The organism is Kitasatospora sp. NBC_01560, assembly GCF_045208415.1.
GTDB lineage: Bacteria > Actinomycetota > Actinomycetes > Streptomycetales > Streptomycetaceae > Kitasatospora.
In genome coordinates this window covers 6,573,089-6,595,173 of record NZ_CP109364.1, presented here as the reverse complement: position 1 = coordinate 6,595,173, position 22,085 = coordinate 6,573,089, and the positions used below count along the sequence as shown (strand labels likewise).

Sequence of the window (22,085 nt, the reverse complement as noted above, 5' to 3'; positions counted from 1 at the left end):
TGAGGACACGATCATGACTCTGAGCTCCACCCTCGCCGCGAAGGCCCCCGCCCCGGGGGCCGCCGGGCGCCGCCCCCCGACCGCCGCGTCCCGCGCGGCCCGCCGCCGCGCCGCCCTCAACTGGGTGGCCGTGCACTCGCTGGCCATCGCCGCCACGCTGTTCTTCCTGCTGCCGTTTGTCTTCGCCTTCCTCACCTCGGTAATGACGGACAGTCAGGCACTCACCACCGACTACTGGCCCACCTCCTGGGAGTGGGGCAACTACCTCAAGGTCTGGGACACCCCCGGCTTCCTCACCTGGTGGCGCAACACCCTGCTGTACGCCGGCCTCGGCACCGTGCTGACCATCGTCTCCAGCCTGCCGGTGGCCTACGCGCTCGCCAAGTTCCGCTTCCGGGGCCGCAACCTGGCCCTGATGGCCGTCATCGCGATGATGATGCTGCCGCCACAGGTCACCGTCATCCCGATGTACCTGTTCTGGGCGAAGCAGCTCGGCCTCGGCGGCTCGCTCTGGCCGCTGATCGTCCCGATGGCCTTCGGCGACGCGTTCTCGATCTTCCTGCTGCGGCAGTTCCTGATGACCATCCCCAAGGAGTACATCGAGGCGGCCCGGATCGACGGCTGCGGCGATCTGCGCACCCTGCTCAAGGTGGTGCTGCCGATGGCCAAGCCGGCCATCGCCGCCGTCGCCCTGTTCCAGTTCTTCTACTGCTGGAACGACTACTTCGGGCCGCAGATCTACGCCAGCAACAACCACGAGGCCTGGACGCTCTCGTACGGCCTGGAGTCGTTCAAGGGCGCCCACCACACCAACTGGAACCTCACCATGGCCGCCACCCTGCTGGTGATGGCGCCGGTGATCGTCCTCTTCTTCTTCGCACAGAAGGCCTTCATCGAAGGCGTGACACTGACAGGGGTCAAGGGCTGATGTCCGCACTCAAGCTGGCCATCGTTGGCGGCGGTTCGACGTACACCCCGGAGCTGATCGACGGCTTCGCCCGGCTGCGGGACACCCTGCCGATCGGCGAACTGGTGCTGATCGACCCGGCCGCCGACCGGCTGGAGCTGATCGGCGGGCTGGCCCGCCGGATCTTCGCCAAGCAGGGCCACAGCGCAATCGTGTCGACCACCACCGACGTCGAGGCCGGGGTCGCCGACGCCGACGCCGTCCTCCTCCAGCTCCGGGTCGGCGGCCAGGCCGCCCGCAACCAGGACGAGACCTGGCCGCTCGAATGCGGCTGCGTCGGCCAGGAGACCACCGGCGCCGGCGGCCTGGCCAAGGCGCTGCGCACCGTCCCGGTGGTGCTCGACATCGCCGAGAAGGTCCGCCGTGCCAACCCCGACGCCTGGATCGTCGACTTCACCAACCCCGTCGGCATCGTCACCCGGGCCCTGCAGAACGCCGGCCACAAGGCCGTCGGCCTCTGCAACGTCGCCATCGGCTTCCAGCGGCGGTTCGCCGGGCACCTCGGCGTCGACCCCGAGCTGATCCGCCTCGACCACGTCGGCCTCAACCACCTCACCTGGGAGCGCGGGGTCACCCTGCTCGACGCGCCCGGCGCCACCACCGGCCGGGAGGTGCTGCCCGAACTGCTCGGCGGCTTCGGCAAGGAGATCGCCGAGGACCTCCACCTGCCGCAGCGCGTCATCGAGCGGCTCGGCGTCGTGCCCTCCTACTACCTGCGCTACTTCTACCAGCACGACGTCGTGGTGGAGGAGCTCAGGACCAAGGGCTCGCGGGCCGCCGAGGTCGCCGAGATCGAACGGCAGCTGCTGGAGATGTACGCCGACCCGGCCCTCGACACCAAGCCGGAACTGCTCGGCAAGCGCGGCGGCGCCTTCTACTCCGAGGCCGCCGTCCAGCTCATCGCCGCCCTGCTGGGCACCGACGGCCGCACCTCCGTGCAGGTCGTCAACACCCGCAACGACGGCATCCTGCCCTTCCTGCCCGACGACGCCGTCATCGAGGTGCCCGCCGAGGTCGACGCCGCCGGCGTCCGCCCGCTGCCGCAGCGCCCCGTCGAACCGCTCTACGCCGGCCTCATCGCCAACGTCACCGCGTACGAGCACCTCGCCCTCGACGCGGCCCTGCACGGCGGCCGCGACCGCGTCTTCGACACCCTGCTCGCCCACCCGCTGGTCGGTCAGATCGAACTCGCCGACCAGCTCACGGACCGGCTGCTCGCGCACAACCGCGAACACCTCGCCTGGGCCTGACCGGCCCGCACCCCCGTCCGGTCCGCGCCCCCGCCCGGGAGTCGCGGACCGGACCGCGAGGAGACCGACCACCCCGGCCGGGCCCAACGGCCGGGCCACGTACGAGCCGCGGGAATCCGATGACCCACCAGCCCGAACCGCTCCTGCCCGGCGTACTCGCCATCGACGCAGGGAACTCCAAGACCGACGTCGCCCTCATCGGCGCCGACGGCACCGTCCACGGCTCCGCCCGCGGCGGCGGCTTCGCCCCGCAGCGGATCGGCGGCGCCGCGGCCGTCGCGGGCCTCGCCCCGCTGGTCGAGGAGGCGGCCGCCGCAGCCGGCCTGTCGCTGCGGGACGGCACCCTGACCACCCACGTCAGCGCCTGCCTCGCCAACGCCGACCTCCCCGTGGAGGAGAAGGCACTGCGCACCGCCCTGGAGTCGCACCCCTGGGGCGTCACCAACACCGTCGTCAACGACACCTTCGGCCTGCTCCGGGCCGGCACCGACGGCCCGCGCGGCGTCGCCGTCGTCTGCGGCGCCGGCATCAACTGCGTCGGCCTGCTCCCCGACGGCCGCACCGCGCGCTTCCCCGCCCTCGGCGAACTCACCGGCGACTGGGGCGGCGGCAGCGGCCTCGCCACCAGCAGCATGTGGCACGCCGTGCGCGCCGAGGACGGCCGCGGCGGGCCCACCGCCCTCGCCGGGGCCATCGCCGACCACTACGGCCTGCCGAGCACCGGCGCGGTGGCCGAGGCCGTCCACCTCGGACAGGTGCCGTACGTGCGGCTGCACGAGATCGTCCGGGTCCTGTTCGCCGTCGCCGAGGCCGGCGACCAGGTGGCCCTGAAGCTGATCGACAAGCAGGCCGACGAGATCGTCCGGCTCGCCGTCGTCGCGCTCCGGCGGCTCGGCCTGCTGGACGAGCCCGCGCCGGTCGTCTTCGGCGGCGGCGTGCTCGCCTCCCGGCAGCCGCTGCTGCTCGACAATGTGACGGCCCGGCTCGCCGCCGCCGCCCCGCAGGCCGAACCGCGCATCGTGGTCGCCCCGCCCGTGCTGGGCGCCGCACTGCTCGGCCTCGACCACCTCCGCGCCGGCCCGGCCGCCCAGGCCCGGGTGCGCGAGGCGTACGACCCGGCCCACCCGGTCGCCGCCTGAGCCGGACCGGGCGCTCCCCCGCACTCCACCCTCTGCACTCCACCCTCTGTACTCCGCCCCCGACGGGTCCGCACACCCGTCGGGGGCGGGCATCGTGGTGACCGGGCGGGACGGGCGGGACGGGAACCGCGGGTGGGGCTGCTGCGTGTACCGGGATGCCGTAACCGGCCCACACCCCGGGGGACTCGAACCATGACCGCCACGCGCCGCCTCCTGCTCGCCGCCCTGCTGTGCGGCGCCGCCCTCACCGCCTGCACCTCGTCGAAGGACGCCCCGGCGACGGCGGCACCGGCCACCGCGACACCGCGGGCCGTGCCGCCGCCCGTCACCGCCCCGACGGCGTCCACCGCACCCTCGGTGAGCAGCAGCAGCCCGGCGACGCCGACCCCCGCCTGCGCCTCCGCGGCCTACCTGCCCGGCCACCGGATCGTCCAGCTCACCACCGTGAGCGCCACCTCGCTCACCGCCCGCCCGACCAGGTTCGTCTGCGGCCCCGACGTGCCCGGCGACGGCCACTACGAGGCCGACGGCACCCCCGCCCCGTACGCGCTCACCCCGATCGCCACCGCCACGCTGGTCGACCTGGAGCACGGCGAGGGCGCCACGGTCGTGCCACTCACCGTCCTCGTGCAGCACGCCGACGACTGCCTGGCCAAGCGCGAACCGACCCGCCCGTACGGCTGCTACGGCGACAAGTACGACCTGGTGTCGGACTCACAGGGCCGGATCACCCGGATCTCCGAGCTCTACCAGCCCTGACGGCGGACTCCCTCCAAGATCCCCTGTACCGCTCTGGAGAGGTCGTGCCCCGGCCGAAGACCCGCAGGAGGTCGGGCAGCAGCTGCTCCAGGGCCGCCCGGCCGGCGGCGTTACGGCCTTCGATCCACTGGAAGACGCCTTCCGGCCGCGCCGGCACCCTGCCGACCTCGCTCCAGGCGTCGGTGTCGTGCCGGTGCAGGACGGCGGAGTTGGCCGCCATCGACCATGAGGTAGACGGTGCCGCCCTGGATCAGCAGCCCGTTGACGGTGCCGCCGGACTGCTCGTTGCGCACCGATTCGACCATCCGCCCAGTCTCACAGCCGCCGTCCCGCCTGGCAGACGGTTCTACCGGATTCCCGGCCGGTCGGTTTACATGCCCGAATGGACCACGAACGAGAGGACCGCCGGCGCTGGCTGGTGCTGGCCGTCGGGATGTTTGCGATGACCTCCGGGTGCGCGTTCCAGTTCGGGCTGCCCTACCTGATCCCGGCGCTGCGGGACGACGGGCTCTCGCTCTCGCAGGCCGGGCTGCTGGCCGCCTGCCCGACCGTCGGGCTGGTGCTGACGCTCGCCGCGTGGGGCGCCGCCGCGGACCGGTGGGGCGAGCGGTGGGTGCTGGCCTCGGGGCTGGGGTTGGGCGGACTGGTGCTGCTGGGGGCGACGGCGGTGCGCGGCACGGTCGGGCTCGGCGTCTGCTTCCTGCTCGCGGGCGCGGCCGGGGCGTCGGCGCACGCGTCGAGCGGGCGGCTGATCCTCGGCTGGTTCCCGGCGCGGGAGCGCGGGTTGGCGATGGGGCTGCGGCAGACCGCGCTGCCGCTGGGCGTGGCGGTGGCGGCCCTGCTGCTGCCCCCGCTGGCCGGGCACGGGCGGGCGACGGCGCTGGGCGTGCTGGGCGGGCTGAGCCTGGGGGCGGCGCTGCTGGTGGCCGTGGCCGTACGGGATCCGGCCCGGTCCGCCGCTGACGGCGCCGGCGGGCCGGCCGGGAACCCGTACCGGACGGCGGTGTTGTGGCGGCTGCACGGCGCGGCGACGCTGCTGGTGGTGCCGCAGTTCACCGTCTCGGTGTTCGCCCTGGTCTACCTGGTGGACGAGCACGGGTGGGCGCCGTCGGCGGCCGGGCCGCTGCTGGCCTGCGTGCAGGTGGCCGGGGCGGGCGCGCGGCTGGCGGCGGGGCGCTGGTCGGACGTGGCGGGCAGCCGGGTGGCCCCGCTGCGGCGGCTGGCGTGGACGGCGTCCGGAGTGCTGGCGGTGCTCGCCGCGGGCGCGTTCGCCCGGTCCGGAGTGGCGGTGGCGGCACTGCTGGTGGCGGGGGTGCTCACGGTCTCCACCAACGGCCTGTCGTTCACCGCCGTGGCCGAGTACGCCGGTTCGGCGTGGGCGGGGCGGGCGCTGGGGGTGCACACCACGGTCCAGAACGCCGTCGCGGCGTGCGTCGGCCCGGCGGTGGGCGCGCTGATCGGCGCGGCCGGGTACGGCTGGGCGTACGCGCTGGCGGTGGCGTTCCCGCTGGTGGCGGCGGCGGTGGTGCCGTCGGTGCTGCCGCCGTCGGGGCCGTCGTCCACAGCCTCGTCGGGGCCTCCGTCGGGGCTTCCGTCGGGGCTTCCGGGCGGGCGGGGTGAAGTGGCCGGGAAGTCACGCCGGCCGACTTCTCGCGCCGGCGGGGCTTGACCTCAACCGCACTTCATGGTGTCCCATGGGAACCAACGGCGGAGATCACCGCCGCTCCCGGGGGGATCCGGGAGCGTCCGGTGGGATTCCGGTGGGACTCCGGTGGGCGCCCACGGCGTCACCCTGTACGTGATCGCCCGGCAGCCGGAGGGCTGGAAGATCGTGACCGGTCGGAACAGTGCGGTCGATGCCCCGTCCGCAGGGTGACTGACGACCGGTCCCGTGGCTGGGGGCCGCCTCCGATCCATCGATCGTGCCAGGAGGCGGCCCCCTACCACTGCTTCGCCCGGGCGAATCGGGTCGTGACCCGAAATCCTGTTGCCGGGGGCGGTGCCCGCACATGATCCTCCCGGCATGGACCTTCCACTGCGGGTGATCGAGCTGGACGACCTGACGCTGCGCCGCTTCGACGGCGAGGCGGACCTCCCGGAGTTCTTCCGGGTCATCGAGGAGTCGCTGGAGCACCTGCGCCCGTGGATGCCCTGGGTCGCCGAGCACAGCCTCGGCAGGACGGCCGAGTTCCTGGCCCGCCGCGCGGGACTCTGGGCCGGCGGCGAGGCGTTCAGCTACGCGATCGTGGCCGACGGCGCGATCGTCGGCGCCTGCATGCTGTTCCGGCCCAGCGAGGCCGCGGACGACGTCCGTGAGCTCGGCTACTGGCTGCACCCCGCCGCCACCGGCCGCGGCCTGGCCACCCGGACCGCCCGCGCCCTGGTCGACCAGGCCTTCCGCCTCCCAGGTGTCGACCACGTCGAGGTCGTCCACGACACGGCCAACCGCGCCAGCGGTGCCGTCCCGGCCCGCCTCGGGTTCACCGAACACGCGCGCCGCCCCGCCGAGCATCCCGCTCCGGCCGGCACCGGCGAGAACCGGATCTGGCGGCTGACCCGCAGCCAGTGGGAGACCGCCGCAGCCACAGAGGTGCGGTGACGGCCTCGCCGCCGGACGCGGGGGGACGTGGTCGGCCGGGTCGGCCCGGTCGGCCCGGGTCGCGAGGGGGCGTCCGCGCTCAGGCGGCGCGCTGGCCGTGGGTGAGGAGCGGCAGGGCGCGGCCCAGGTTGGCCAGCGCCTGGTGGACGCGGGCGTTCTGGGCCGGGCTCATCCGTGCGGCAAACTCGACGGGGTGAGTGAAGCGGGCACCGTGCAGACGGCTGCGACGCTGCGGCGGGACGGTGATCAGGGCGGCCTCGCCGTCGGTGACGATGCCGCCGTCGAAGACCAGGTTCAGCCGCTCCAAGTAGCGGTCGGCCGGGGTGAAGTCGACGGCGAGCAGCTGGGTGGGGCGGCGGTGCAGACCGGTCTGCGCGTGCAGGTGGCGGGCGGCGGCCAGGTGCGGGGGTTCGTTGGGCAGCGCCGCGCCGCCCGGGAGGATCAGCCCGTCCAGGAAGTCCGGATCCACCAGGAGGACGTGGCCGGCCGGATTGCGCAGCAGGATCAGGCAGCCCAGGCGGCAGGCCGGGGGCTTGGCGAGGAGGCGCGGGTCACGCACGGTCGTTCTCCCTTGCGGGCGTGCGGCGACGCGGTCGGGGGTCGCCGCGGTGGTGGTTGCGGTGGTAGTGGTTGCGGTGGTGATGACGGTGGATGCGGCGGATGCCCGCGGCGAGGCCGGCGGCGAAGAACAGCCACCAGGCGAGGCGGGCGAGGAGCTCAGCCCGCATCGGCCTGCCGCTCAAGGCGCAGGCCCTTCCGCAGCAGGTCGGTGATCCGCAGGATCTGAACCGTCCGGGCCGAACCGAGCTCGATCAGGTAGGCGCCGGTCAACCGCCCGTAGTTCCAGTCGACTTCGACCGACGGGAGCTTGGCGCCGGCCAGCGCGAGGACGGCGACCAGATCCTCGACGGCGAGGGCCGCCTCGCGCCGCTGCTCGGCGGTCGCCCGGTTGAGGATCGCCCCCATCACGCCACCCGCCGGTGCGCCCCGAAGGCCCGGTAGGCGGATTCGGCGGCGAAGAAGGAGGAGAACCCGGCGAGTTCGCCCGAGGCCTCGCACAGCCACTCCCCCGAGACCTCGTCGCACACCCGGTAGAGACGCTCGGCCGCGTCCCAACGCACCCCGTAGCCGGGGAGTTTGGCCACCGGGTCGATCCGAACAGGTCTCATGGAAACCCTCCGCAGTCGCAGTTTCACGTTCTGTGCCCATCGTGACCCGCGCGCGGTTAGCATCGGAAGCAAGAAACGACTTGTGGTCGGCTTCGACGAGAGTTGGGGGAGCAGCCTTGAACAAGAAGCACATTGACCCGACGTCATCCCCTTGGGCCCCCTTCGGCGTCCAACTCCGCAGGTCACGCGAGGGCCGGGGCCTCACCCAGGCCCAGCTTGCGCGGAAGTGCAAGTACGACCCGTCCTACGTCTCCTTCGTCGAACTTGCGCAGCGGCCGCCGAGCGAGAAGTTTGCCGTCACGGCGGACCAGATCCTGGAGACCGGTGGGACGCTGTCGCTGATGTACTGGCAGCACCGCCACACGGCCCTGGTCCCGGGCTTCCCGGAGTACGCCAACTACGAGTCGCGAGCGGCCGAGATCCGAATGTTCGAGATCAACGTAATTCCCGGACTTCTTCAGACCGCAGAGTATGCGACGGCGCTGGAAGCCGGTCATGTCAGGCAGGGCAGCGCCACTCAAGAACAAGCCGACGAGCGCGTGAACTTCCTGGCAACTCGCCAGCAGTGTCTGACGCGAACGCCTCCGCCCCTGATTCACGCCGTGCTCGACGAGAGCTGCATTCGACGGCCTGTTGGCGGCCGAGAAGTGATGGCTGCCCAGCTCCAGCAGCTTGAGGCGTCGGCACAGCAGCCAAACATGCTCATCCAGGTCGCACCCTTCGCACTTGGCGAGGATCGACCATTCATGCGCATGGTTTTCCTCCTTACCATGCCCGATCGCAGAATGCTCGGATACTCCGAAAACGAGCAACGCGGCTTCCTCGACCGTGACGTCGAGACCGTCCATTCACTGGCCAAGAGCTACGATCGGCTTCAGATCGAGGCGCTGAACCAGGCCGCATCCGTGGCGTTGATCCGCGCGGTACGGAAGGACTTTGAGGATGGACCTTGACCTGACCGACGTTCCCTGGAGGAAAAGCTCGTACAGCGGCGGAGGTGGCGCCTGCGTCGAGGTGGCCCCCGGCTTCGGCAGCGTCATCCCGGTCCGCGACTCCAAGGACCCGAGCGGCCCCGCCCTCCTCTTCCCCACCGATGCCTGGCAGTCCTTCGTCACGGCCGTCCGCACCGGCGAGTTCGGCACCGGGCGCGGGCCCGCCGTCCGCTGAGGCGGCGGGAGCACACCGCACCACCGCCCCCGGAGTGGGAAGTCGGCCGCGCCGACTTCCCACTCCGGGGGCACCACCCGCACCCGTCCTCGGGCCTGCTCGCCGCCGGCCCTCGTCCATGGAGCGGGCACGGGCCGCGAACTACCTGGCCGGGACGACGTTCTCCGCCTGCGGCCCCTTGGGGCCCTGGGTGACGTCGAACTCGACCTTGGCGCCCTCGGCCAGCTCCTTGAAGCCGGTGCCCTGGATGGCGGAGAAGTGGACGAACACGTCCGGGCCGCCGCCGTCCTGCTCGATGAAACCGAAGCCCTTCTCGCCGTTGAACCACTTCACAGTGCCTGTTGCCATCGGTGCCGTTCCTTCGTCGAATGTGCCACGGCACGCTCCGGGCGTGCCGGCCGTGCCCACACGCGGCAACGGCGTCTGAAGCATGCATTCCCGCCGCTCGCCGAAATCCCGTTTCGCCTCCGTGTCAACGAAGCCCACCCGTTCGGGTGACCGGTCCGGCACCGCGGTCCGGCGGACCCGGTGCCGAAGGGCCGTGCCAACCCGGTCGACAGACATCACTCGGGTGGCGCAGAGTCGCCTCATGCCTCGTGTCTCTCAGCTCTCCCTCCCGGACCGGTACCGAACACGACCCGCAACCCTCGCCGACGCGCCCGCCATCCACCGGCTGCTCGACGCCTGCGAGCGCGACCTGCTCGGCGTCACCACGGGCAGCCCGGAGAACGGCCCGGACAGCATCGCCGCCGACCTCGCGCTGCCCGGCCTCGACCCCGCCCTCGACACGCTGCTGGTGCTGGACGCGGCCGGCGCGGTCGTCGCCCGGGCCTGGGTGCACGGCGGGCGGCGGAGCGCCGTGGACGTCCACCCGGCCCACCGGGGCTCGGGGTTGGGCGGGGCGCTGCTCGGCTGGGCCGAGGGGCGGGCCCGCGAGCTGGGCAGCGAGCGGATGTCGCAGACCCTCCTGGACGGCGACCATGCCGCCGAGGCGCTGCTGCGCTCGCGCGGGTACGGACCGTTCGTCACCCAGTGGCTGCTGGAGATCGCGCTGCCCGCCGGGCCGGTGGCGCCCGCCCCGCCGGACGGGATCACCGTGCGACCGTTCCGGACCGGGGACGAGCGGGCCGCGTACCGGCTCACCGAGGACGCCTTCGACGAGTGGCAGGTGCGGCGCAAGCCGTACGAGGAGTGGGCGCTGCACACCGTCGGGCGGGACACCTTCGCGCCCGCGCTCTCGCCGGTGGCGTTCGCGGGCGAGGAGATGGTCGGCGCGGTGCTGTCGCTGGACGTGCCGGCGTCGGGTGAGGGGTACGTCGAGCGGGTCGCAGTGCGGCGGGACCACCGCAACCGGGGGATCGCCCGGGTGCTGCTGCGGGAGGCGTTCGCCGCGTTCCACCGGCGCGGGCGGACGGCGTGCACGCTGTGGACGCACTCGGAGACGGGCGCGCTCGCGCTGTACGAGCGGGTGGGGATGTCGGTGCGGCGCAGCTCGACCGTCTACGGCAGGGCACTCGGCACCGGCACGCCGTGAGAGCGCCCGGACCGGGGAACACCCCGGTCCGGGCTCCGGTAGTCGCGGTGCGGTGCGGTCAGCCGTGGTGCGGTGCGGTCAGCCGCGGGGGCTCGCCGAGATCCGGGCGAGGACGGCCGCCGCCTGCGCCGGGTGGCCGTGGAACCAGGCGGTCAGGTGCTCCCGGACGGCCTCGGCCACGCACGCGCGGACATGCGCGTTGCCCAGGAAGTCGCGGCGCGCCCCCAGGAACTCGGGGTGATCGACCTTCACCGACACCACGGCCACCAGCCCCGCGCCGAGCTGGGCGGGGGTGAGGTCGGGGTCGGTCGGGCGGAGGATGTGCCGCTCCCGCGCGTAGGTGTTGGCCGCGGCCGCCAGGCCGTCGCGGAAGCCGAGCTCGTGCACGCCGCCGTCGTCGGTCCGCCGGTTAGTGGCGTAGCTCGTGACGTGTTCCTCGTGGGAGTCGCACCAGCGGAGGGCGACCTCCACCGTCCCCTCCATGGTGGCGTACTCGCGCTCGAAGGCGATCACGTCCGGGTGGAGGGGGGAGACGCAGCTCTGCTCCGCGAGGGCCTCCCCCAGCCCGCCGGGGAAGTGGAGGCGGTCCGCCCGGGGCTCACCGGGGTCGCGGTCATCGGCCAGGGTGATGTCCAGCTCGCGGTTGAGCGAGGCCACCTCCCGGAAGTGCCCGACCAGCGTGTCGAACGAGAACTCCAAAGCCTCGAAGACCTCCGCGTCCGGCCGGAAGGTGATCACCGTCCCGGTGTCGCCGGCCGGTCCGCTCCGGGTGGGCGGCGCGACCTCCTCGCCCCGCTCGTACTCCAGGACCCAGCGGGCGCCGTCGCGGCGCACCTCGGCCGTCAGACGGCTCGACAGCGCGTTGACGACGGACAGTCCCAGCCCGTGGGTGGCAAAGCCGCCGTCCAGCGAACGCCGGCCGGCGGGCCGGGCCCTGCCGCCGATCACGGTCAACCTGGTCCGCAGCGAATCGCCGCCGCCGTCGTGATCGACCGGGAGGGCCTCGCCGTCGTGGTCGATCCGCACGCCACCGTCGGCGGTGAGGGTGACCACGACACGGCCGCCGGCGCCGCCGATGACCTCCTCCAGCGCCCACTCGGCGGCCTCGAACACCAGGTGGTGGAGCCCGCGTTCACCGACCGATCCGATGTACATCCCGGGCCGCTTCCGCACGGCCTCCGGGCCCGTCAGGACCACGATCACCGTGGCGTCGTACGCCGTGGATTCCTCGCTCATGATGCCCCCTCCGAGGGTGTCCGGCAGAACTCCCCCAGCCTAGGAGATATTCGAAGAAACAGCAGGTCAGAGGCGTTGCAGCGAAGCTGTGGACGGGCCCCTGACGGGCGATCGGGAGCGCCCGGCCGCCAGGGGGTGCGGGCGGGTGGGGCAGGGCCGCCGAGGGCCCCCCGAGGGCGCCCGAGGCACCGTTGGGCGCGGCGGCGGCGCCACGAATTCGAGGAAATTTCCACGCCGCCCCGACGCGGCCGCCCCGGGGGCTCCCCGGCGCACCCGTCGGCCGGCTCAGGTGAGCCGGCGGGCGAGTTCGGCCGGGAGGGGGTACGGACGCTCGGGCGGGAGGAGGCGTTGGGCCTGGGCGGCCCGGCCGCCCTGCACCAGGGCGGCGATCTTCCGGACCTGCGGGGTGAGGTCGGTGATCCCGGTGATCCACTCCTCGGCGTAGCTGCGGATCAGCGAGCGGCCGACGCCGACCTGGATGCTGTACTGGTTGAGTGCGGCGCCGCGCAGCGAGCGCTCCGGATCCCACTGGACGTGCACCTCGGCGCGGGCGACGGCGGCCGGGTCGGCGGTGGTCGGGACGGCGCGGGCGAGCGCCTCCTCCCAGCCGGCGCGGGTGATCCGGACGGCGAGGACGCGCTCCTGACCGGGCTTCTGCGCCCAGTTGCTGCGGTGCATGAGCCAGCGGAACGACGGCTTGATCCACGTCATCCGGCCGAAGGAGAACGGCGGCACGAAGCGGCCCGCCGCCACCGCCGGACCGGCGACGGCCGGGGCGTACGCCTGGTAGACGACGATGGTGTCGGCGTCGTGGTCGGCACGGATCTCACGAAGACTCGGCTGCTCCATGGCGGTCCAGCCTGCCGGTGCCGGGCACCTTGCGGCGAACGGTTTTCCGCGGGCCCGCAGCCGCCCCCGGCCGGGCGGGCGCCGGACAGCCGCCGGGCGGGATCGGCCGGGCAGCGCCGGAGCGGCCCCGCGCCCCGCCTCCCGGCCGGTCGGGGGCGTCATGAGTCCGATAAAGTCCGCCCCCGGGGCTACATGATCACCGGGGGCGGGGCAGAGCGGCATGGCAACGGGAAGCGATCCGCAGAACGACCGGGGCATACCCGCCGAACTGGGCGTTCACTGCCTCGGCCTGCTCGACGACGTCTCCCGCACCGGGCGGCTGCTGCGCCGCTCCGAGCTGGAGGCTCTGCGGGCGATCGGCGAGCGCGGCAGCGAGGCCGGGCACGGGCTGCGCGAGCTCGTCGCGTACTGCCTGGGTGTCACCCGGCAGGCCTGGCAGACGCTGCCCGGGGTCACCGCCGCCGCCAGCGTCACCGAGCTGCGCCGCACCGGCGACGCCGTGCTGGCCGCCACCGAGGCCGCGCTCGCCGCACTCGGCGAGGGGCACGAGCGGGCGCAGCGGACGGCCGCCCGCCAGGAGGAGGCGGCCCGCCTGGCGTTCATCGACGACCTGCTCTACGGACGCAGTGACCTCGGCCTGCTCGCCGAACGCGCCGAGCGGTTCGGGCTGCGGCTGGCCGGTGGGTACACCGTCGCCGTGGCGGTCGGCGACGAGCCGTACACGGCCACCCACCCGCTGGTGCACCGGCTGGACCGGGAGCTGGTCGGCCGGTTCGGCGAACGTGACGTCCTGCTGGCGAGCAAGGACGGGCGGCCGGTCTGCATCGTGACCGACAACGACCGCGCCGTCCTGGACGCCTTCGCCGAGCTGGCCCTGCGCCCCGGCCCCGGCTACCGGCCGGTGCTGCGGGTGGCGACCGGCCGGCGGCACTCGGGCGCGGGTGGGGTGGCCCGCAGCTACGAGGAGGCGCTCGGCACGCTCGACTACGCGGAGCGGCTCGCGCTGCCCGCGAAGCGGCTCAGGGCGGAGGAGTTGCTGGTCTTCCCCGTCCTGATGCGCGACCGGGCCGCCATGGCCGACCTGGTGCGCAGTGTGCTCGGCCCGCTGACCGCGGCCCGGGGCGGGGCGCGGCCGCTGCTGGAGACCCTCGCGGTGCAGGCCGAGGCCGGGTACGTGAACGCGGAGGCGGCCCGCCGGCTGGGGCTCAGCGTGCGGACGCTCGGCTACCGGCTGGAGCGGATCCGGACGCTGACCGGCTACGACCCGGCGGACGCCCTGCACCGCTACACCCTGGAGACGGCCGCGATGGGCGCCCGCCTGCTGAACTGGCCCGAGCAGCCGCTCTGACCGGCGCCGCCCGGCTCGACACGCACCCGTAGCCGTACGCGCGCCCGCCGTACCCGTAGCCGTACCCGCGCCCGCCGTACCCGTACCCGTACCCGTACCCGTACCCGCCGTACCCGTCCCCGTACCCGTACCCGCCGTACGCGCACGGCCGCGCACACCGGCGCCGACCGCCCCGGAGCTGCACGTACCGGGGTGTCAAAACGGCGTCAAGACTGCCGGATCCTGGCAATGTGCGGACCCCTCCCCACCTGCCACGATCTCCGGGGCACCGGGGTACGGCGCCGCCGGGGTGAGCACGGGGGGTGTGGCGGGGATGGGGGGTTTCGTCCAGGCCGCACTGGGCTTTCCGGCGGCGCTGTTCACGTTCGCACTGGTGGTGGTCGTCGGCTACTGGCTGCTGGTGCTGCTCGGCGGGATCGGGTTCGACGCCCTGCACGGGGGTCATGGGGTCGGACACGGGGGCCATGACATCGGGCTCGGCCACGGGCACGCGGGTCACGGGCTCGGCCACGGGCACGGAGGGCACGGCGCCGACCCCCACGTCGGCGCCGGCCCCCACCTCGCCGCCACGGCCGGCCACGGCACGGCCCCGCCCGGCCACGGGGGATCGCCGGCCGGGCTCGGGCTGGGCGGGGTGCCCGTGACGGTGGCGGTCTCGCTGCTGATCGCACTCGCCTGGTTCGTCAGCCTGACCGGCTCCGTCCTGACCACCGGGACGCTCCCGCGGATCCTCGTCCTGCCGGCCGCCCTGGTGGCCGCCTGGTGCGGCACCCGGCTGCTGGTGAAGCCGCTCGCCCGGCTGTTCCCCCAGGAGCGCCCGGCCAGCCGCGGCGACTTCGTCGGCCGGGTCTGCGTGATCCGGACCGGCCGGGTGACGACCGCCTTCGGTCAGGCGGAGGTCACCGCCGAGGACGGCTCGACGGCGACCGTGCAGGTGAGGTCGCTGACCGACGAACCGGGCCTGGCGGCCGGCCGGACCGCCCTGATCTTCGACTACGACGGCGCCGGCGAGCACTTCCTCGTCACGCCGTTCGAGCCCGGGCCGTTCGACCCCGCGCCGCCCCACTCCGCGCCGTCCGACCCCGCGCCGTCCGACCCCGCGCCGCCCGGCCGCTGAGCGCCGCCACTCCCCTTTTCACTTCCGCACCAGGCTCTTCTGCAAAGGACACCGTGATGGACACCATCGCCGTGGGCCTCGGCGTGCTCGTCGCCGTCGTCCTGCTCATCGTGCTCGCCATGCTGCTGTTCGTCGGCCGGCTCTTCCGCAAGGTCGAACAGGGCAAGGCGCTGATCATCTCCAGGACGAAGAAGGTGGACGTCACCTTCACCGGCACCGTCGTCCTCCCGGTGCTGCACAAGGCCGAGTTGATGGACATCTCGGTGAAGACGGTCGAGATCCACCGGGCCGGCCGGGACGGCCTGATCTGCCGGGACAACATCCGCGCCGACATCCGGATCTCGTTCTTCGTCCGGGTGAACAAGACCGTCGAGGACGTCATCAAGGTCGCCCAGGCGATCGGCACCGTCCGGGCGAGCGACCCGGACGCGGTGCAGGACTTCTTCGCCGCGAAGTTCTCCGAGGCCCTGAAGACGGTCGGCAAGCAACTCGACTTCACCGATCTCTACACCCACCGGCACGAGTTCCGCGACCAGATCATCGCCGTCATCGGCACCGACCTCAACGGCTACACCCTTGAGGACGCGGCCATCGACCACCTCGAACAGACCCCGATGAACCAGCTGGACTCCAACAACATCCTGGACGCCCAGGGCATCCGCAAGATCACCGAGCTGACCGCGATCGAGCACGTCCGCACCAACGAGTACCAGCGCACCGAGGAGAAGGAGATCACCCGGCAGAACGTGGACGCCCGCGAGGCCGTCCTCGAACTGGAGCGCCGCCAGGCGGACGCCGAGATCCGCCAGCGCCGGGAGATCGAGACCCTGCGGGCCACCGAGGGCGCGGTGATCGCCCGCGTCCAGGAGGAGGAGCGGCTCACCGCGCAGGCCGCCTTCCTGCGCACCGAGGAGCAGTTGGGCGTGCAGCGGGAGAACCAGGCCCGCGAGGTCGCGGTGGCGCAGAAGAACCGCGAGCGGGTGATCGCGGTGGAGACCGAGCGGATCGAGAAGGACCGCCTGCTGGAGGTCATCGGCCGCGACCGGGAGACCGAACTCGCCCGGATCGCCAAGGACAAGGAGGTGGAGTCCCAGAAGCGGGAGATCGCCGACGTGGTCCGCGAGCGGATCGCGGTGGACCGCACCGTCGCCGAGCAGGAGGAGTCGATCAAGTCGCTGCGCGCAGTCGAGGAGGCCGAGCGGATGCGCAGGTCCGTGGTCATCCAGGCCGAGGCGGAGGCGCAGGAGAAGCTGGTCAAGGACATCAAGGCCGCCGAGGCCGCCGAGCAGGCCGCCACCCACAAGGCACGCGAGGCGCTGGTGCTGGCCGAGGCCCGGCAGCGGGCCGCCGAGCTGGACGCGGCGGCCAAGATCCGGCTCGCCGAGGGCGTCCGGGCGGAGGCCGCGGCGGAGGGGCTGGCCCGGGTGGAGGTCCGCGAGCAGGAGGCCGCCGCGATCGAGAAGGTGGGCCGCGCGGAGGCCGCCGTCCTCGCCGAGAAGGCCCAGGCCGCGGCGCTGGAGATCGGCGCGAAGCTGAAGGCGGAGGCCGCCGGTCTGACCGAGAAGGCCGCCGCGATGGCCAAGCTGGACGAGGCCTCGCGCGGGCACGAGGAGTACCGGCTGCGGCTGGCCGCCGAGAAGGACGTCCGGCTGGCCGGGCTGGACACCCAGCGGCAGATCGCGGAGGCGCAGTCCGCGCTCGTCGCGGCCGGGCTGGAGAAGGCCAGGATCGACATCGTCGGCGGGGACACCGTCTTCTTCGACCGGCTGGTGCAGTCGGTGACGGCGGGCAGGAGCGTGGACGCGTTCGTCGCGCACTCCGACACCGCCCGGGCGCTGGCCGGCCCCTGGCTGGACGGCAGCGCGAACTTCACCGAGGACCTCACCCGGGTGCTCTCCTCGGTCTCCACCGCCGACGTGCAGAACCTCACGGTGTCCGCCCTGCTGATGCGGCTGATCGGCTCCGGCGCCGGGGAGCAGGCCGGCCCCCTGCGGCAACTCCTCTCCTCCGCGCAGAAGCTGGGCCTCGCCGAGACGCCGCTCGCGGTGCTCGCCGGCGCCAACGGCAGCAAGTGACGACGGGAACGACGACCCATGGACGTCCTCGACGCGGCCGGTGCCGGACCGGCCGCCCCCTCCACCGCCCCCGCCACCGCTGCCGCCACCGGCCCGGGTGCGCGGCTCGACGCCGGCACCTACGAGGTGCTGCGCGACCGGCTCGCCCGGGCCGCCGCCGGGCTGGCCGACCGCGCCCGCGCCCTCAACGCCCGGCGGGCCGAGGAGTTCGGCGCCCGCGAACTGCGGCTCACCGGCAGCGGCCGGATCACCACCGAACGGGCCTGCCTCCCGCAGGACCTCACGGCCGTCGGCGGGCTGCTGCTGCTCGGCCGCCGCCCCGCCGAGGGGACCGGGGCGGGCCCCGCCGGGGCCGCGGACGGCTCCGGGACCGGCCCGGCCGTCGAGGACGTGCTCACCCTGCACCACCCCGACCTCACCCCGGCCGGGCCCGGCTTCCTCGACGACCCGCGGCTGCGGCAGGACTTCGCCGAACTCCACCGCTACTACCGGGACGCCCGGCTCGAACAGCTCCGCCCCGTCGGCGGCCGGCTGCTGGCCGTCTTCCGCACCGGCCCGGCCGCCGGCGACGTCCGCGTGCTGCGCTGGCAGCTCGACGACGGCCGGCCCGCCTACCTGGACGGCCGCGGCGAGCGCGACCACACCCCCGCCGACGGGCAGCAGGTCGACTGGACGGCGCTCACCCGGGACGACCGGCTCCCCGGCCGGGTGCCCCGGGCCGCCCTCGGTGACGACCTGCTGCTCGCCGTGGAGGGCGGGGCACTCACCCTGACCACCCCGGCCGGCGCCGTCCTGCACCGCGAGCCGCTGGCCGAGCCGCTGCAAACTCTCGCCGACGCGCAGGTCGCCCACGCCCGGCTGGGCACCCTGCTGCTGGTGCGCGTCCGCCCGTACCAGGAGGAGACCGTCCGCCACCTGGTCTGCCACCTGCCCACCGGGCGGGTCACCCGGATCGACGCGCTCGGCCAGGCCTGCCTGCGGCTGCCCGCCGACCAGGGCGTCGCCTTCCCCGGCGGCTGCCACCTCGCCGACGGCACCGTGCGCACCTTCGACCAGCCGGTCGACGGCCTCGCCCACGAACGGACCGTCACCGCGCCCAACGGCGAGGACGTCCTCCATGTCTTCCGCTCCCCCGCCGACGGCCGCACCCTGCTGCTCCCGTACAACAGCGTCCGCCAGGAGCCCGCCGCCCCGCTGCTCTGCCAGGGCTTCGCGCTGCTCGACGACGGCACCCTCGTCGCCCTGCGGCCCGCCCCGGACGGCCCCTCCCGGCTGCACCCCGTCCAGCTCTGGGAGACGCCGTTCACCAGTGAGCGGTACGCCGCCGAACAGCCCGCCGGCACCGGCCCGCTGGCCCGGATCGGCAACGCCGACCTCGTCCGCGGCCTCGCCGACTGCCTCGCCCTCGCCCGGCTGGCCGCCGCCGGCGCCGACACCCCGGCCGGCCACCGGGCCGTCCTGGAGGCCTGCACCCGCGCCGCCGACCGCCACCACTGGCTCGGCGAGCCCGGCCTCGGCGGCCTCCGCGAGCCGCTGGAGGAGATCGGCGCCACCGCCCGGCAGGTGATCGCCGAGTACGAGAGCGTCGCCGAGCTCACCGCGCACGCCGCCCGGGCGACCGACCGGACCGCCGAGCAGGTCGACGGCCTGCTGCGGGTCGTCCGCGGCGAGACCCTCGCCGACGCCACCGCCTGGGTCGACCGGCTCGGCGCACTGCGCCGCGCCCAGGGCGCCGTCGCCGCCCTGCGCGACCTGCCGCGCGCCGACGCCGGACGCATCGACGGGCTCGCCGCCCGGCTGGACGAGGGCCTCGCCGAGGCCGCCCGCCGCGCCGTCACCCACCTCGCCGAACCCGACGCCTTCGCCGACCACCGCCGGCGGGCCACCGCCCTCGCCGAGGAGTGCGCCGCGCTCGCCACCACCGCCGCGGCCGGCCCGCTCGGCGAGGAGCTGGCCACCCGGACGGAGGCCCTGCAGACCGTCGCCGAACTGGTCGGCGGGCTCGACCTGGCCGACGCCGCCACCCGCACCGCCATCCTCGACCGGCTCGCCGACGTCCTCGGCCTGCTCAACCGCGCCCGCACCGCCCTCACCACCCGCCGCCGCGAGCTGCGCACCCGCGAGGCCGCCGCGGAGTTCGCCGCCGAGACCGCCCTGCTCGCCCAGGCCACCACCGCCGCGCTCGCCGCCGCCGACACCCCGCAGGCCTGCGACGACCGGCTCGGCGGGCTGCTGCTGCTGATCGAGCAGCTGGAGACGCGGTTCGCCGACGCCGACCCGGCGTTCACCGACCTGCTGGCCGACCGCCGCACCGGGATCCACGATGCGCTCACCGCCCGCCGCCAGCAGCTGCTGGACGACCGCGCCCGCCGCGCCGACCGGCTCGCCGCCTCCGGCGACCGCGTGCTGGACACCCTGCGCCGGCGTCTCGGCACGCTCACCACACCCGCCGCGATCGACGCCGCCCTGGCCGCCGACCCGGCCGCCGTCAAACTGCGCGACCTCGCCGCCCGGCTCACCGAACTCGGCGACGGCGTCCGCGGCGAGGAGCTCCGCGGCCGGCTCCGGGCCGCCCGCGGCCAGGCCCACCGCGCGCTGCGGGACCGCGCGGACGCGGCCGCCGACGGCCCCGGCACCCTGCGGCTCGGCCGCCACGTGTTCACCGTCACCACCCAGCGGCCCGAACTCACCCTGGTGCCCCGCAACGGCCGGCCCGTGTTCACCCTCACCGGCACCGACTACCGCTCCCCCGTCACCGACCCGGCGTTCGCCGCCACCGCACGGTTCTGGGAGCAGCCGCTGGCCTCCGAGACGCCCGCGCTCTACCGCGCCGAGTACCTGGCCGCGAGCCTGCTGCTGGCCGCCGAACCGGACGGCCTGGACGCCCTGCACCGGGCGGCGGCCGACGGCACGCTCGACGAACTCGTGCGCCGCGAGGCCGAGTCGCGGCACGACGAGGGCTACCAGCGCGGCGTCCACGACCACGACGCCGCCGCCGTCCTGCGGGCCCTGCTCGACCTGCACGCCGGCGCCGGCCTGCTCCGCCACCCCGCCGCCGCCCGGGCCGCCGCCCGGCTCTACTGGGCGTACGGCGCGGACGAGCGGCAGCGGCTGGTCTGGCGCACCCGGGCCCGCTCGCTCGGGCTGGCCCGGGAGGCCTTCGGCACCACCCCCGCGGTGGCCGCCCTGGCCGCCCTGGCCGCCGAACTCGACCGGGCCGTCGTGGAGTTCGATCCCTGGGCGGCGGGCGCCGGCCGCTACCTCGCCGAGGAGCTGACCCGGCCCGCCCTCGCCTTCAGCACCCCGCCCGGCGTCACCGCGCTGCTCGACAAGTTCCGGGCCGCGCCGGAGGCCGCCGGGCTCACCGAGGCACTGGCCGCGCTGGCCACCCTCCCGGCCGGGCCGGAGCTGCTCCCCGCCCGGCGCCAACTCGCCCACGCCTGGCTGGAGTCCGCCGCCGCGGCGGAGCCCGCCGAGCTGGCCGAGGCGGTGGCCGTCCTGCTCTGCCCGGACCAGCCCCGCCGCCCCGCCGAGGCCGCCGTGGCCGCCCGGCTGACCGGCCTGCGCGGCGACCACCCGCGCCTCGGCGACGGCACACTCGACCTGCGCCTGGACGAACTCCTCGACCGGGTCGAGGAGTTCCGGGCGAACGAGGTGCCCGCCCACCGCGCCTACCAGCGGCTGCGCGGCGAACTGCTGGCCGCCGAGCGCGACCGGCTCCGGCTCGACCAGTACCGGCCGGCGCCGCTCAACGGCTTCGTCCGCAACCGGCTGATCGACCAGGTGTACCTGCCGCTGGTCGGCGACAACCTGGCCAAGCAGCTGGGCACCGCCACGGACGGCTCGCTCGACCGCAGCGGGCTGCTGCTGCTCGTCTCCCCGCCCGGCTACGGCAAGACCACCCTGGTCGAGTACCTCGCCGAGCGGCTCGGCCTGCTGCTCGTCCGGATCGACGGCCCCGCCCTCGGCCACCGCGTCACCTCGCTCGACCCGGCCGAGGCGCCCGACGCCGCCGCCCGACGCGAGATCGAGAAGATCGACTTCGCCCTCCGCGCGGGCAACAACGTCCTCCTCTACCTGGACGACATCCAGCACACCTCGCCGGAGTTCCTGCAACGCTTCATCCCGCTCTGCGACGCCCAGCGCCGGATGGACGGCGTCCAGGACGGCGAGGCCCGCACCCGGGACCTCCGCGGCAAGCGGTTCGCCGTGGTGATGGCCGCCAACCCGTACACCGAGTCCGGCCGGCTCTTCCGCCTGCCCGACATGCTCGCCAACCGCGCCGACGTCTGGAACCTCGGCGACGTCGTCGCGGGCCGCGACGACCTCTTCGCGCTCAGCTTCGTCGAGAACGCACTGACCGCCTCCCCGCACCTCGCCCCGCTCGCCGGCGCCGAACGCGCCCACCTGGACGCCCTGCTGGCGCGCGCCGCGGGCGAGCCCGACCCGGCCGCGGCCGCCCTGCCCTGGCCGCCGGCCGAGACCGGGCGGATGACCGCCGCCCTGGCCGGGCTGCTCCACCTGCGCGCGACCGTCCTCCTGGTGAACCGCGCCTACGTCGCCTCCGCCGCCCAGGACGACCGCACCCGCACCGAGCCGCCGTTCCTGCTGCAGGGCTCGTACCGGACGATGACCCGGCTCGCCGGGCGGCTCGCCCCGGCCATGACCCGCCCCGAACTCGACGCCCTGCTCACCGACCACTACCGCGCCGAGGCCCAGCCGTTCGGCGCCGGGGGCGAGGCCCAGCTCCTCAAGCTGGACGAACTCCGCGGCACCCTCACCCCGGCCCGGGCCGCCCGCTGGGCGGAGCTGAAGGAGGCGTGGCGCCGCACCGGCCCCCTCCCCGCCACGGAAGTTACCGTTCGGTAGCATCGCC

20 protein-coding genes are annotated in these 22,085 nt (G+C 74.5%); 13 read left to right on the top strand and 7 right to left on the bottom strand.

Annotation, left to right across the window (positions count from 1 at the left end; genetic code table 11):
- Positions 1-13 precede the first annotated feature (13 nt).
- From OH807_RS28620 to OH807_RS28595, 6 genes are all read left to right on the top strand, one after another.
- Positions 14-928 (top strand): carbohydrate ABC transporter permease, encoded by a 915-nt coding sequence (locus OH807_RS28620; protein WP_406204316.1) that lies wholly within the window; start codon positions 14-16, stop codon positions 926-928.
- Positions 928-2,217, top strand: coding sequence for a 6-phospho-beta-glucosidase (locus OH807_RS28615; protein ID WP_406204313.1), 1,290 nt, complete (start codon positions 928-930; stop codon positions 2,215-2,217). The genes OH807_RS28620 and OH807_RS28615 overlap by 1 nt, the downstream gene beginning before the upstream one ends.
- Positions 2,218-2,336: 119 nt before the next feature.
- Positions 2,337-3,356: an N-acetylglucosamine kinase gene (locus tag OH807_RS28610; protein WP_406204311.1), complete on the top strand. Its 1,020-nt coding sequence runs from the start codon at positions 2,337-2,339 to the stop codon at positions 3,354-3,356.
- A 192-nt stretch (positions 3,357-3,548) separates the two neighbouring features.
- A complete protein-coding gene (locus OH807_RS28605; RefSeq protein WP_406204308.1) occupies positions 3,549-4,115 on the top strand; it encodes a hypothetical protein in 567 nt (188 codons plus the stop codon).
- A gap of 382 nt (positions 4,116-4,497) precedes the next feature.
- A complete protein-coding gene (locus OH807_RS28600) occupies positions 4,498-5,784 on the top strand; it encodes an MFS transporter (RefSeq protein WP_406204305.1) in 1,287 nt (428 codons plus the stop codon).
- Between the two features lie 354 nt (positions 5,785-6,138).
- Positions 6,139-6,714, top strand: coding sequence for a GNAT family N-acetyltransferase (locus OH807_RS28595; RefSeq protein ID WP_406204302.1), 576 nt, complete (start codon positions 6,139-6,141; stop codon positions 6,712-6,714).
- A 79-nt stretch (positions 6,715-6,793) separates the two neighbouring features.
- Here the strand turns inward: OH807_RS28595 and OH807_RS28590 are convergent, their stop codons facing one another.
- Genes OH807_RS28590 through OH807_RS28575 form a run of 4 tightly spaced genes read right to left on the bottom strand, consistent with a single transcriptional unit; the run spans position 6,794 to position 7,883 of the window.
- The gene (locus OH807_RS28590) at positions 6,794-7,273 is read right to left on the bottom strand and encodes an NUDIX domain-containing protein (protein ID WP_406204299.1); all 480 of its coding nucleotides are present in this window, start codon (positions 7,271-7,273) and stop codon (positions 6,794-6,796) included.
- A complete protein-coding gene (locus tag OH807_RS28585) occupies positions 7,266-7,442 on the bottom strand; it encodes a hypothetical protein (protein WP_406204295.1) in 177 nt (58 codons plus the stop codon). The genes OH807_RS28590 and OH807_RS28585 overlap by 8 nt, the downstream gene beginning before the upstream one ends.
- Positions 7,432-7,680, bottom strand: coding sequence for a hypothetical protein (locus OH807_RS28580; protein ID WP_406204292.1), 249 nt, complete (start codon positions 7,678-7,680; stop codon positions 7,432-7,434). The genes OH807_RS28585 and OH807_RS28580 overlap by 11 nt, the downstream gene beginning before the upstream one ends.
- The gene (locus tag OH807_RS28575) at positions 7,680-7,883 is read right to left on the bottom strand and encodes a hypothetical protein (protein ID WP_406204289.1); all 204 of its coding nucleotides are present in this window, start codon (positions 7,881-7,883) and stop codon (positions 7,680-7,682) included. The genes OH807_RS28580 and OH807_RS28575 overlap by 1 nt, the downstream gene beginning before the upstream one ends.
- 116 nt (positions 7,884-7,999) lie before the next feature.
- Between OH807_RS28575 and OH807_RS28570 the strand changes: the two genes are divergently transcribed.
- Both OH807_RS28570 and OH807_RS28565 read left to right on the top strand, forming a co-directional pair.
- A complete protein-coding gene (locus tag OH807_RS28570) occupies positions 8,000-8,836 on the top strand; it encodes a Scr1 family TA system antitoxin-like transcriptional regulator (protein ID WP_406204286.1) in 837 nt (278 codons plus the stop codon).
- A complete protein-coding gene (locus tag OH807_RS28565; protein WP_406204283.1) occupies positions 8,826-9,050 on the top strand; it encodes a DUF397 domain-containing protein in 225 nt (74 codons plus the stop codon). Before OH807_RS28570 ends, OH807_RS28565 begins: the two co-directional genes overlap by 11 nt.
- Before the next feature lie 141 nt (positions 9,051-9,191).
- Here OH807_RS28565 and OH807_RS28560 read toward each other — a convergent pair whose 3' ends face one another.
- On the bottom strand, positions 9,192-9,398 hold the full coding sequence (locus tag OH807_RS28560; RefSeq protein WP_406204280.1) for a cold-shock protein: 207 nt from the start codon (positions 9,396-9,398) through the stop codon (positions 9,192-9,194).
- A 241-nt stretch (positions 9,399-9,639) separates the two neighbouring features.
- On the opposite strand from OH807_RS28560, the gene OH807_RS28555 reads away from it, so the two are divergent.
- Positions 9,640-10,584, top strand: a complete 945-nt coding sequence (locus OH807_RS28555; protein ID WP_406204276.1) for a GNAT family N-acetyltransferase — start codon at positions 9,640-9,642, stop codon at positions 10,582-10,584.
- 78 nt (positions 10,585-10,662) lie between these two features.
- Here OH807_RS28555 and OH807_RS28550 read toward each other — a convergent pair whose 3' ends face one another.
- Together OH807_RS28550 and OH807_RS28545 are read right to left on the bottom strand one after the other, a co-directional pair.
- On the bottom strand, positions 10,663-11,820 hold the full coding sequence (locus OH807_RS28550; protein ID WP_406204273.1) for an ATP-binding protein: 1,158 nt from the start codon (positions 11,818-11,820) through the stop codon (positions 10,663-10,665).
- Positions 11,821-12,105: 285 nt separating this feature from the next.
- Positions 12,106-12,669, bottom strand: a complete 564-nt coding sequence (locus OH807_RS28545) for a DUF4291 domain-containing protein (RefSeq protein WP_406204270.1) — start codon at positions 12,667-12,669, stop codon at positions 12,106-12,108.
- 220 nt (positions 12,670-12,889) lie between these two features.
- On the opposite strand from OH807_RS28545, the gene OH807_RS28540 reads away from it, so the two are divergent.
- From OH807_RS28540 to OH807_RS28525, 4 genes are all read left to right on the top strand, one after another.
- Positions 12,890-14,017 carry a PucR family transcriptional regulator gene (locus OH807_RS28540; RefSeq protein WP_406204267.1) on the top strand — a complete coding sequence of 376 codons (1,128 nt, stop codon included), beginning with the start codon at positions 12,890-12,892 and terminating at the stop codon, positions 14,015-14,017.
- Between the two features lie 313 nt (positions 14,018-14,330).
- Positions 14,331-15,134: a hypothetical protein gene (locus tag OH807_RS28535; protein WP_406204264.1), complete on the top strand. Its 804-nt coding sequence runs from the start codon at positions 14,331-14,333 to the stop codon at positions 15,132-15,134.
- Positions 15,135-15,190: 56 nt separating this feature from the next.
- Positions 15,191-17,209, top strand: a complete 2,019-nt coding sequence (locus tag OH807_RS28530) for a flotillin family protein (RefSeq protein ID WP_406204262.1) — start codon at positions 15,191-15,193, stop codon at positions 17,207-17,209.
- An 18-nt stretch (positions 17,210-17,227) separates the two neighbouring features.
- The gene (locus OH807_RS28525) at positions 17,228-22,078 is read left to right on the top strand and encodes a DNA repair ATPase (protein ID WP_406204258.1); all 4,851 of its coding nucleotides are present in this window, start codon (positions 17,228-17,230) and stop codon (positions 22,076-22,078) included.
- The last annotated feature ends 7 nt before the right edge of the window (positions 22,079-22,085 follow it).